The organism is Streptomyces sp. MB09-01 (assembly GCF_033794505.1).
In the GTDB taxonomy this organism is placed as follows: Bacteria; Actinomycetota; Actinomycetes; order Streptomycetales; family Streptomycetaceae; genus Streptomyces.
In genome coordinates this window covers 19,566-30,517 of record NZ_JARAYQ010000086.1, presented here as the reverse complement: position 1 = coordinate 30,517, position 10,952 = coordinate 19,566, and the positions used below count along the sequence as shown (strand labels likewise).

At 70.2% G+C, this 10,952-nt stretch carries 12 protein-coding genes; 7 read left to right on the top strand and 5 right to left on the bottom strand.

Translation table 11 applies throughout. The features are described 5' to 3' along the window. Positions 1-259 precede the first annotated feature (259 nt). Positions 260-757: an inorganic diphosphatase gene (locus PV721_RS19590; RefSeq protein ID WP_319726088.1), complete on the bottom strand. Its 498-nt coding sequence runs from the start codon at positions 755-757 to the stop codon at positions 260-262. Positions 758-928: 171 nt separating this feature from the next. On the opposite strand from PV721_RS19590, the gene dacB reads away from it, so the two are divergent. From dacB to PV721_RS19555, 7 genes are all read left to right on the top strand, one after another. Beyond that, the gene (gene dacB / locus PV721_RS19585; protein ID WP_416371135.1) at positions 929-2,416 is read left to right on the top strand and encodes a D-alanyl-D-alanine carboxypeptidase/D-alanyl-D-alanine-endopeptidase; all 1,488 of its coding nucleotides are present in this window, start codon (positions 929-931) and stop codon (positions 2,414-2,416) included. 38 nt (positions 2,417-2,454) lie between these two features. After that, entirely contained in the window at positions 2,455-3,591 is a 1,137-nt protein-coding gene (locus PV721_RS19580; protein WP_319726080.1) for a zinc-dependent metalloprotease, read from the top strand. Positions 3,592-3,831: 240 nt separating this feature from the next. After that, entirely contained in the window at positions 3,832-4,866 is a 1,035-nt protein-coding gene (gene tilS / locus PV721_RS19575; protein ID WP_319726077.1) for a tRNA lysidine(34) synthetase TilS, read from the top strand. A gap of 65 nt (positions 4,867-4,931) precedes the next feature. Beyond that, positions 4,932-5,492 carry a hypoxanthine phosphoribosyltransferase gene (gene hpt / locus PV721_RS19570; RefSeq protein WP_030010907.1) on the top strand — a complete coding sequence of 187 codons (561 nt, stop codon included), beginning with the start codon at positions 4,932-4,934 and terminating at the stop codon, positions 5,490-5,492. A gap of 216 nt (positions 5,493-5,708) precedes the next feature. Further along, positions 5,709-7,742: an ATP-dependent zinc metalloprotease FtsH gene (gene ftsH / locus PV721_RS19565; RefSeq protein WP_319726068.1), complete on the top strand. Its 2,034-nt coding sequence runs from the start codon at positions 5,709-5,711 to the stop codon at positions 7,740-7,742. 90 nt (positions 7,743-7,832) lie between these two features. Continuing rightward, on the top strand, positions 7,833-8,441 hold the full coding sequence (gene folE, locus PV721_RS19560; RefSeq protein WP_319726065.1) for a GTP cyclohydrolase I FolE: 609 nt from the start codon (positions 7,833-7,835) through the stop codon (positions 8,439-8,441). Positions 8,442-8,444: 3 nt separating this feature from the next. Continuing rightward, entirely contained in the window at positions 8,445-8,816 is a 372-nt protein-coding gene (locus PV721_RS19555) for a hypothetical protein (RefSeq protein ID WP_319726064.1), read from the top strand. Positions 8,817-8,857: 41 nt separating this feature from the next. On the opposite strand, the gene PV721_RS19550 is transcribed toward PV721_RS19555, so the two are convergent. The 4 genes from PV721_RS19550 to PV721_RS19535 form a co-directional block, all read right to left on the bottom strand. Continuing rightward, on the bottom strand, positions 8,858-9,343 hold the full coding sequence (locus tag PV721_RS19550) for a DUF3180 domain-containing protein (protein ID WP_319726062.1): 486 nt from the start codon (positions 9,341-9,343) through the stop codon (positions 8,858-8,860). Between the two features lie 54 nt (positions 9,344-9,397). After that, complete coding sequence (folK, locus tag PV721_RS19545) at positions 9,398-10,006, bottom strand: 2-amino-4-hydroxy-6-hydroxymethyldihydropteridine diphosphokinase (protein WP_319726060.1); 609 nt, start codon at positions 10,004-10,006, stop codon at positions 9,398-9,400. Beyond that, entirely contained in the window at positions 10,003-10,362 is a 360-nt protein-coding gene (gene folB, locus PV721_RS19540) for a dihydroneopterin aldolase (RefSeq protein WP_030010912.1), read from the bottom strand. Before folB ends, folK begins: the two co-directional genes overlap by 4 nt. 130 nt (positions 10,363-10,492) lie before the next feature. After that, entirely contained in the window at positions 10,493-10,879 is a 387-nt protein-coding gene (locus PV721_RS19535; protein WP_051837907.1) for a nuclear transport factor 2 family protein, read from the bottom strand. Positions 10,880-10,952 lie beyond the last annotated feature (73 nt).

Here is a 10,952-nt window from a genome sequence, read left to right as displayed (position 1 = left end):
TTTGCCTGTCAAGTGTCAGTTTTGTGCGATCGCACTGTAAGTCATTTCGCTGTATTATTTCTTCTCCTGGTTACCTGTTTTATCGTTTTCGTGCTGTTTTTTTTTGTTTTTCCAGCCAGAGGCGGCAATCCAAATTTCCGCCTTGCTTCTGGGGTCGGAAAATTCTTGTGACATGCGGGCGGCACCCCGTCCGGGGTACCGCCCGCATGTCACAAGGGGCTCGGGGGAGTCCCCCGGCCCGTTACCGCCGAGCGCGAGCTCAGTGGTGGCCGCCGCCCTGCGCCTCGAGGCGCTTATACGAGGCCTCGATCTCGGCCTCGGCCTCGGTGCGGCCGACCCAGTTGGCGCCCTCGACGGACTTGCCCGGCTCCAGGTCCTTGTAGACCTCGAAGAAGTGCTGGATCTCCAGGCGGTCGAACTCGGAGACGTGGTGGATGTCGCGCAGGTGCTCGACACGCGGGTCCGAGGCCGGTACGCAGAGCAGCTTGTCGTCGCCGCCCGCCTCGTCCGTCATGCGGAACATGCCGATGGCGCGGCACTTGATCAGACAGCCGGGGAAGGTCGGCTCGTCCAGGATGACCAGCGCGTCCAGCGGGTCGCCGTCCTCGCCGAGGGTGTTCTCGACGAAGCCGTAGTCGGCCGGGTAGCTGGTCGAGGTGAAGAGGCGACGGTCCAGACGGATCCGGCCGGTCTCGTGGTCCACCTCGTACTTGTTCCGCGAACCCTTGGGGATCTCGATGGTGACGTCGAACTCCACGTCCTGCTCCTCCATGATCAGCTTCAGCAGCCCGAATCGCTTCGAGACCGCACTTGATTCAATTACGCGCGCGTCCGGCCCAGCCTCCCCCAGCTACCGCTGGGAGGGGCCCCCAGCCGGTGGGGTGCCATGCCCGCGGCAAGACGCAGTGGTTAAGTGTCCCTCACGCATATGTGTGATCGCGAAAGGGGCTGGTCCGAGGTGCCATTGGTCAAGTCGTGGCAGCTCATCGCGGGTGCGGCCGTCGCCGGCCTCGCCCTGTCGGTGGCAGCGGTGGCCGCCGCCGGTCCCTGGGACTCCGGCCAGCGTAAGGCCGAGCGGGACAGGGCCGCCTCCTGGGGCCTTACGGGTGGCGCAGATCACGGTGGAGGGACCGGCTCCGGGCTCCTGCCGCAGGCTGCGCCCAGCGCCCCCGGAGTGCTCGGCGCGATCGGCCCCGGCGCCCCGCAGGGGCAGGCGGCCGCCCCCGCCGCCGCCGCCGGGAACCTCGCCGCCGCGCTCAAGCCGCTGCTCGCCGACCCCGCGCTCGGCACCGTACGCACCGCCTCCGTCGTCGACACCGCCACCGGGCAGGTGCTCTACGAGTCCGGGGCGCGGGACGCCATGACCCCCGCCTCGACCGTCAAGATCGTCACCGCCGCCGCCGCGCTGGCCGCGCTCGGGCCCGAGCACCGGATCAGGACCACCGTCGTGCCCGGAGCCGCCCCCGGACAGATCGTCCTGGTCGGCGGCGGCGACCCCTCCCTCACGGCGAAGAAGAAGAGACCCGCCGGATCCGGCGGCAGCCTCGTCGCGCTCGCCGCCGACACCGCGCAGGCCCTCAAGGCCGCCGGAACCGACACCGTGACCCTCGGCTACGACGACAGCCTCTACACCGGCCCCGCCCGCCACCCGATCGGCGTGAACCCCAACATCGCGCCCGTCACCGCCCTGACGGCCGACGAGGGCCGCCCCGACGACTCCACCTCCGGGCCCGTGGACCGGACCGAGGACCCGTCCAAGGACGCCGCCCGCGCGTTCCGGACGCTGCTCACCGAGCGCGGGATCAAGGTCACCGGCGAACCGGCCAGGACCAAGGCCGCCGGCGGCGGGGCCGCTCCCGCCCAGCCGCTCGCCACCACCCTCTCCACCCCGATGGCCGGGCTCGTCGAGCGGATGCTGACCAACAGCGACAACGACATCGCCGAGGCCCTCGCCCGGCAGACCGCCCTCGCCTCCGGCCAGCCCGCCAGCTTCGAAGGCGCGGAGAAGGCCGTCACCGCCAAGCTCGCCGCCCTCGGCGTCGACACCGCCGGCTCCCGCTTCGCCGACGGCAGCGGCCTGAACCGCGCCGACAAGGTCAGCGCCGGCCTGCTGACCGGCCTCCTCGCCAAGGCCGCCGACCCGCAGCGCCCGGAGCTGCGGCCGGTCCTCACCGGGCTGCCCGTCGCCGGCTTCACCGGGACCCTGCGCGGCCGCAACGCGGGCACTTCCCCCGCCGCGGGCCTGCTCCGGGCCAAGACCGGCACCCTGACGGGCGTGAACTCCCTCTCCGGGACCGTCGTCGACTCCTCCGGCCGACTGCTCGCCTTCGCGTTCCTGACCGCGAACAGCCCCGGCCCCGAGGGCGCCGAGAAGGCCCTCGACAAGCTGGCCGCGGCCGTCGCGACCGCTTCGTAGGGGGTCCGCCGGGCGCCCCGTCCACGTACGGTTGACGCATGACGAGCATCAGTGGTGCGGAGATGGTCGACTGGAACCTCGCGGTGGCGACCGCGACCCGTTTGGTGCGACCCGGGCCGGAGGTCACCCGGGACGAGGCACGGGCGGTCGTCGCGGAGCTGCGCGGGCACGCCAGGACCTCGGAACGGCACGTGCGCGAGTTCACCCGGATGATCGCGGAAGGGGCCGCCGTCCCCGACACCCCCGTCCTGGTCGTCGACCGGGCCGGCTGGGTCAAGGCCAACGTCGCCGGATTCCGCGAGCTGCTCCAGCCGCTCCTCGGCAAGATGCAGGACCGCCGCGCGGGCGCCCCCGGCGGGGCCGTGCTCGGCGCGGTCGGCGGCAAGGTCACCGGCGTGGAGCTGGGCATGCTGCTGAGCTTCCTGGCCTCCAGGGTCCTCGGCCAGTACGAGACCTTCGCCCCCGTCTCGCGGGACCTGCCGGCCTCGGCCGCGGGCGGCCGGCTGCTGCTCGTCGCCCCCAACATCGTGCACGTCGAGCGCGAGCTGGAGGTGAACCCGCACGACTTCCGGCTGTGGGTCTGCCTGCACGAGGAGACGCACCGTACACAGTTCACGGCCGTCCCGTGGCTGCGCGACCACCTCGAAGGCGAAATCCAGACGTTCCTGGGCGCCACCGAGGTGGACCCGGCGACCGTCCTCGAGCGCATCCGGGAGGCCGCCCAGTCCTTCGTCGGCGCCCGTCCCGACGCCGAGCACGGCGACGAGGGACGCTCCTTCGTCGAGCTCGTGCAGACCCCCGAGCAGCGCGAGATCCTGAGCCGACTCACCGCCGTCATGTCCCTCCTGGAGGGCCACGCCGACTTCGTCATGGACGGGGTCGGCCCGGAGGTGGTGCCCTCGGTCGCCGAGATCCGCGAGAAGTTCCAGCAGCGCAGGGCCAGCGGAGCCGGCCGTCTCGACGCCGCCCTGCGCAAGCTCCTCGGTCTCGACGCCAAGCTGCGCCAGTACCGCGACGGCGAGCGCTTCGTGCGCGCCGTCGTGGGCCAGGTCGGCATGGACGGCTTCAACCGGGTCTGGACCTCCCCGAACACACTGCCGACCAAGGCCGAGATCGCCAGGCCCGCCGACTGGGTGGCCCGAGTCCACCGCAAGGGGAGCGAAGAGAGCGAATGAGGGTGACTCAAGGGGCGTAAACATGTCTCACTGGGGGAAGCAGCATCACCCGTCCGAGGGACCGTGGGCCGTGGAAGGGCGTGCGATGCTCGGGGAACGGCCCGGTTCTGTCACCATCGACGCACTCTGAGTGACATTCCTGAGTGGCAGCCCCCGCCCGGCGGGGGTACCGGGCACCACCCCAGCGCACCACACCCCAACGCCTCCGAGGCATCCGAACTCCATCGAAGGGCACCGGACATGGGTCCCCATCCTGCGGTCGCGGCGATACGCCTGGCGGTCCGCCGCGTACTTCACGACGTCCTCACCGACCTCACCGACACTCCCGACGGCCCCCGCACCGCAGCGGGAAGCCGGCCACTCGTCCTCGTCGCGTGCTCCGGCGGCGCCGACTCGATGGCGCTCGCCTCGGCCCTCGCGTTCGAGGCCCCCAAACTCGGCATCCGGGCCGGCGGCATCACCGTCGACCACGGCCTCCAGCCGGGCTCCGACCTGCGCGCCGCCGAGGTCGTCACCCGCATGACCGCACTCCGCCTCGACCCGGTGGAGTCCGTCGCCGTGCGCGTGGGCCGTGAGGGGGGACCCGAGGCCGCCGCCCGCGACGCCCGCTACGGGGCCCTGGACGAGGCCGCAGACCGCCTCGGTGCCGCCGCCGTGCTCCTGGGCCACACCCGGGACGATCAAGCCGAAACCGTCCTGCTGGGCCTCGCCCGCGGCTCCGGGATCCGCTCGCTGTCCGGCATGGCCGAAGTGTCCGGAGGCCCCGGCCGCAGCCACCGCTACCGCCGCCCCTTCCTCCAGATCGACCGGCAGACCGCCCGCAAGGCCTGCATGGTCCAGTCCCTCGCCGTCTGGGACGACCCGCACAACATGGACCCCGCCTACACCCGCTCCCGCCTGCGCCACGAGGGACTGCCCGCCCTGGAGAAGGCGCTCGGCAAGGGGGTCGTCGAGGCACTGGCCCGCACCGCGCAGCTCTCCCGCGACGACGCCGACGCCCTGGACGCCTGGGCCGCCGAGGCCGAGACCGGCGTACGGGACGCGGACGGCCGCCTGGAGTGCGCCAAGCTGTACGCCCTGCCCCCGGCCGTCCGCCGCCGGGTGCTGCGCAGGGCCGTGGTCGCCGCGGGCTCTCCCGCGGGCTCCCTCTTCGCCCGCCACATCGAGGAAGTCGACCGGCTCATCACCGGATGGCGCGGCCAGGGCGCCATCAACCTGCCCGGACGGGTGGAGGCCCAGCGGCAGGGTGGCAGACTTGTCATCCGGCAGGGCTGATTGGTGCTGAAACACGGCTGAGTCCTCCGGGGGTACCCCCGGAGCCCCGGCCGACAACGAAAGTGATGCGGGTGGACGAGAAGGACATGGGCAACGACCTCCAGTCGGTGCTCATCACCAAGGAAGAGATCGACGCGAAGCTGGCCGAGCTGGCCGCGAAGATCGACGCGGAGTACGCGGGCAAGGACCTGCTCATCGTCGGTGTGCTCAAGGGTGCAGTGATGGTGATGGCGGACCTGGCCCGGGCCTTGTCCACCCCGCTCACCATGGACTGGATGGCGGTGTCCTCGTACGGCGCCGGAACCCAGTCCTCGGGTGTGGTCCGGATCCTCAAGGACCTGGACACCGACATCAAGGACAAGCACGTCCTGATCGTCGAGGACATCATCGACTCCGGTCTGACGCTGTCCTGGCTGCTGTCGAACCTGGGCTCCCGCCAGCCGGCCTCCCTCGAGGTCGTCACGCTGCTGCGCAAGCCCGAGGCCGCGAAGGTCGCGATCGACGTGAAGTGGGTCGGCTTCGACATCCCCAACGAGTTCGTGGTGGGCTACGGCCTCGACTACGCGGAGAAGTACCGCAACCTGCCGTTCGTCGGCACGCTCGCCCCGCACGTCTACGGCGGCTGATCCCGCTCCCGGTCCCCGGGGCCCGTTGCGGGAAGCCGCGCACGCTCCGGGGAACCTGTGGGCGATTCCCGCCGTTGGAGCAGGGGAAGGCGGGTCTGTCAGCCGTCCCATGGGACCGCGGGTGACAATACAGGGGTACATTCCGAAGAACAGTCTTTACTCACAGCAGCATTTACCTACGGGCAGGAGGGACGGGGTGCCTGGCGCCCCGTATGGATGGACGTGAAGCGATACTTCCGTGGGCCGGTCATGTGGATCGTGCTGGCCGTCCTCGCCGTGGTCGTGTTGATGAATGTCGTCGGCTCCGGCGGCGGCTACAAGTCGGTGGACACCAGCGAGGTCATCAAGGCGATCAACACTGGCCAGGTGGAGACAGCGAAGCTGACCACCGGCGACAGCCAGATGATCAAGATCGAGCTGCGAGACGGCCAGAAGCTCGGCAAGCACGACGGCACCAAGTTCCAGGCCAACTACATCGGGGATCAGGGCGTCCAGCTCGCCCAGAACCTCCAGACCAAGTACGACGCCGGTCAGATCCCGGACGGGTACTCCGTCACTCCGGACAAGACCAGCCCGTTCCTGAGCGTTCTCCTCTCGCTCCTGCCCTTCGTCCTCATCGTCGTTGTCTTCCTGTTCCTGATGAACCAGATGCAGGGCGGCGGCTCCCGGGTCATGAACTTCGGGAAGTCCAAGGCCAAGCTCATCACCAAGGACACCCCGAAGACGACGTTCGCCGATGTCGCGGGCTCGGACGAGGCCGTCGAAGAACTCCACGAGATCAAGGAGTTCCTCCAGGAGCCGGCGAAGTTCCAGGCCGTCGGCGCCAAGATCCCCAAGGGCGTGCTGCTGTACGGCCCGCCCGGCACCGGCAAGACCCTGCTCGCACGCGCCGTCGCGGGCGAGGCCGGTGTCCCCTTCTACTCGATCTCCGGATCCGACTTCGTCGAGATGTTCGTCGGTGTCGGTGCCTCGCGTGTCCGTGACCTGTTCGAGCAGGCCAAGGCCAACGCCCCGGCGATCGTCTTCGTCGACGAGATCGACGCCGTCGGCCGGCACCGCGGTGCGGGTCTCGGCGGCGGTCACGACGAGCGCGAGCAGACCCTCAACCAGCTGCTGGTCGAGATGGACGGCTTCGACGTGAAGGGCGGCGTCATCCTGATCGCCGCCACGAACCGTCCGGACATCCTCGACCCGGCACTGCTGCGCCCCGGCCGCTTCGACCGGCAGATCGCGGTCGACCGTCCGGACATGCAGGGCCGTCTGGAGATCCTCAAGGTCCACCAGAAGGGCAAGCCGGTCGCCCCGGACGTCGACCTGAGCGCCGTCGCCCGCCGTACGCCCGGCTTCACCGGTGCCGATCTCTCCAACGTCCTGAACGAGGCCGCGCTGCTCACGGCCCGCTCGGACAAGAAGCTGATCGACAACCACTCGCTGGACGAGGCGATCGACCGCGTCGTGGCGGGCCCGCAGAAGCGGACCCGGATCATGTCGGACCGGGAAAAGAAGATCACCGCTTACCACGAGGGCGGACACGCCCTGGTCGCGGCGGCCTCCCCGAACTCCGACCCGGTCCACAAGATCACGATCCTGTCCCGCGGGCGGGCCCTGGGCTACACCATGGTCCTGCCCGACGAGGACAAGTACTCGACCACGCGCAACGAGATGCTCGACCAGCTGGCGTACATGCTGGGCGGGCGCGCGGCCGAGGAGCTGGTCTTCCACGACCCGACCACGGGCGCGGCGAACGACATCGAGAAGGCCACCGCCACGGCGCGGGCCATGGTCACGCAGTACGGCATGACCGAGCGTCTCGGTGCGATCAAGTTCGGCGGCGACAACACCGAGCCGTTCCTGGGCCGCGAGATGTCGCACCCGCGGGACTACTCGGAAGAGGTCGCGGCGCTGGTCGACGAAGAGGTCAAGAAGCTCATCGAGACCGCGCACAACGAGGCCTGGGAGATCCTCGTCGAGAACCGTGACGTCCTCGACAACCTGGTCCTCGCGCTGCTGGAGAAGGAGACGCTGAACAAGGAGCAGATCGCCGAGATCTTCTCGACGATCGTGAAGCGTCCGGCCCGCCCCGCGTGGACCGGCTCCTCCCGCCGCACCCCCTCCACCCGTCCGCCGGTGCTCTCTCCCAAGGAGCTCCAGCTGACGAACTCGGCGAACGGCACCTCGGCGACCACCGCCGTGACGCCGGTCTCCACGGAGAAGGGCATCGAAGTGGCCCCCGAGGATCGCCCAGAGTAGTTTTCGGGCCGATCCACCCGGAATGGAAGCCGCGCCCCCCAGGTTCTAGCCTGGGGGGCGCGGCATTTTTTTCACAGGAACGAGGAAGCAATGACGGACCCAGTGACCCTGACCGGCGACGAGGGCACGATCGGCGTGTTCGACGAGAAGCGCGCCGAGGCGGCGGTCCGTGAGCTCCTGATCGCGGTCGGCGAGGACCCGGATCGCGAGGGCCTGCTGGAGACCCCGGCGCGCGTGGCGCGGGCGTACAGGGAGATATTCGCCGGCCTCTACCAGAAGCCCGAAGAGGTCCTGACCACGACCTTCGACCTCGGCCACGACGAGATGGTCCTGGTGAAGGACATCGAGGTCATGAGCTCATGTGAGCACCATCTGGTCCCGTTCCACGGCGTGGCCCACGTGGGTTACATCCCGTCCACGGACGGCAAGATCACCGGCCTGTCGAAGCTGGCCCGCCTCGTGGACGTGTTCGCCCGCCGCCCCCAGGTGCAGGAGCGGCTGACCACGCAGATAGCGGACTCCCTGATGGAGATCCTCGACCCGCGCGGCGCCATCGTGGTGATCGAGTGCGAGCACATGTGCATGACCATGCGCGGCGTCCGCAAGCCGGGCGCGAAGACCATCACCTCGGCGGTCCGCGGCCAGCTCCGCGACCCCGCCACCCGCAACGAGGCCATGTCCCTGATCATGGCCCGCTAGCCGGTGCCCGAGCCGGACGGCTGGGAGCCGCTGAGCGAGGACGTACGGCGGACGCTCGAGCTGCTCCTGGCCGGGGAGTCGGACGGGCGCTTTCGGGCCCAGATCCCGCACACGGTGATGCATGCGAGCGACTGCGCGTGTCCGTGCGTGTACCTGCGCGTGGACACGGACGCCGCGCCGGCGGTGCCGCTGGAGAAGCGGATGGCCGTGGTGGCCTCGGCCTCGCTCTCCGACGCCGAGGGGGGTTACGACGGCGAGGTGAACCTCTTCGCGATCGACGGATCCCTTGCGGACCTTCAGTTCTGCGACTGGGAGGACAAGGGGCCCGGCGGCCGCAGCCTGTGGGAGTGGATGGGGCACGTACACCCCGAGTAGGCCCGTCGGCCCCGGACCGAGGCCGACGGCCGGCCGGCCGTCTAGGCCTTGGCCGCGGCCTTCGCCGGGTCGTCGTCCTCGGGGAGCTTGAGCACATGCTCCAGGAAGAGGGCGGCGGCGATGACGGCCACCCCCGCCAGGACCGAGAAGCCGGCGTACCAGGCCTGGTCGCGGCGGGCGGGGATGTCCAGCGAGTCGGTGAGCAGGAAGACGCCCACGCCGCCGTACATGCCCGCCACGAGCGCCGCCACCAGCGCGCTGGCTTGGCCGAAGACCACCGCTCGGGCCGCCATCAGCGGCTCCACGCCCTTGGCCCCGGGGCGGCGCTCGCGCTGGGCCTTCAGGCGGGAGCGCATGGACAGGGCCGTGGCCAGCAGCACCGCCGCGATGACGCCGAGGACGACCGGCGCGGCCAGCGGAACGCCGGGCAGCGTGCCGTACGCGTTCCACAGCCGGGCGCCCGCCCAGGACAGGACCCCGGCGACCACGAAGATGCCCGCCAGGACCGCCGGCCTCAGTTGCTTCACTTGCCCGTTCCCCGCTTTCCGCGCCGATGAGTCAGGCAGTCCACAGGGTAACGACTACTCGGGGAGGTGGAGTTCCAGGTCGGGGCGCGGCGAGACGCCGCTCAGGCCGGTTTCGGCCAGGAGCGCGGCCACCGGGCCGCGGCCCGGGATCTGGGCCTCCGGGTCGATGTCGTGCCAGGGGGCCAGTACGAAGGCGCGCTGGTGGGCGCGCGGGTGCGGCAGGGTGAGGACGGGGTCGTCGGAGATCCTGTCGGCGTACGCGACGATGTCCACGTCGATCGTGCGCGGGCCCCACCGCTCCTCGCGGACGCGGTCGAAGGCCTCCTCGATGGCGTGGCCGCGCTCCAGGAGCGAGGACGGGGGCAGCGTGGTCTTCACGGCGACGACGGCGTTGAGGTACGAGGGCTGGGAGCCGGGCTCGACGCCCCAGGGCTCGGTCTCGTAGACGGGGGACACGGCCTTGACCCGCAGGCCCGGGGTGTCACCGAGGGCGTCGATGGCGCCCTGGAGGGTCTCCAGCCGGTTGCCGAGGTTCGCACCGAGCGCGATCACGGCCCATTTGGGGTTGGACAGGGTGACGTCCGCCGCGTCGACCGTCTCCACGACGGAGGCGGGTACCGGCTGGACGGTGGGGTCGCTCTGAGCGTTCAGTCCGTTGTTCATGCGCGGCTCCGGGTGATCGTGATGGTCACGTCGTCGAAGGGGACGGTGATGGGCGCGTCCGGCTTGTGGACGACGACCTCCACCTGCGCCACCGCTTCGTGCTTCAGGCACTGCTGGGCGATCCGCTCGGCCAGCGTCTCGATCAGGTCCACGGGCTCGCCCTGGACCACGTCGACGACCTCCTCGGCGACCACGCCGTAGTGCACGGTCTTCGCCAGGTCGTCTCCGGCCGCCGCGGGCCGGGTGTCGAGGTGCAGCACGAGGTCGACGATGAAGGTCTGGCCTTCCTCGCGCTCCCGGGGGAAGACGCCGTGGTGCCCGCGGGCCTTGAGGCCGCGCAGCGCGACACGATCCACGCGAATCACTCCTGCTTTCGTAGTGCTTCCGGTCCCGGGGCTCCCCGGGGCCATGGGCCTACGCCGAGTGCGGTCGGCGTCGTCCGTCTTCGAATTTACCTGCGAAATACTCCGGGTCCCGCCGTAGGGGTCAGGAGGCGTCGTCCTCGTCCTCGTCCTCGGACTCCGTGAGGACGGGAGAACCGTGGTGGGACCAGAGGCGCCAGCCCTCGGATGTGCGTCGGAACACATTCGTGGCGACGACGAGCTGGCCGACGAGCGGGCCGAGTTCCCCGCCGTCCTCGGCGGGTCCGCCGCTGAGGATGTTCTCCGTGCACGTGACCAGGGCGGTGTCACCTATCACCGCCACCTTGGTGTCGGTGAGGAAGAACTGGATGTAGTCCGTGTGGGACATGATCAGGGCGTACGAGCGGAGCACCTCGCCGCGGCCGGAGAGCACGGGCCAGCCGGGGTGCACGCAGGAGATCTCGTCCTCCAGCCAGAGCGCCGACAGAGCGTCGAAGTCCCCCCGCTCCATTGCCTCGTAGAAGGCCGTGTTGACCTCTTCGACCGCTTCGATGTCGGTTCTGCTCACGGTGCTCCTTGTCGGT

Coding starts and splice junctions, on each gene's coding strand:
- dacB (WP_416371135.1), top strand. CDS start 929: ATGTGTGATCGCGAAAGGGGCTGGTCCGAGGTGCCATTGGTCAAGTCG.
- PV721_RS19580 (WP_319726080.1), top strand. CDS start 2,455: ATGACGAGCATCAGTGGTGCGGAGATGGTCGACTGGAACCTCGCGGTG.
- tilS (WP_319726077.1), top strand. CDS start 3,832: ATGGGTCCCCATCCTGCGGTCGCGGCGATACGCCTGGCGGTCCGCCGC.
- hpt (WP_030010907.1), top strand. CDS start 4,932: ATGCGGGTGGACGAGAAGGACATGGGCAACGACCTCCAGTCGGTGCTC.
- ftsH (WP_319726068.1), top strand. CDS start 5,709: ATGGACGTGAAGCGATACTTCCGTGGGCCGGTCATGTGGATCGTGCTG.
- folE (WP_319726065.1), top strand. CDS start 7,833: ATGACGGACCCAGTGACCCTGACCGGCGACGAGGGCACGATCGGCGTG.
- folK (WP_319726060.1), bottom strand. CDS start 10,006: ATGAACAACGGACTGAACGCTCAGAGCGACCCCACCGTCCAGCCGGTA.
- PV721_RS19535 (WP_051837907.1), bottom strand. CDS start 10,879: ATGGAGCGGGGGGACTTCGACGCTCTGTCGGCGCTCTGGCTGGAGGAC.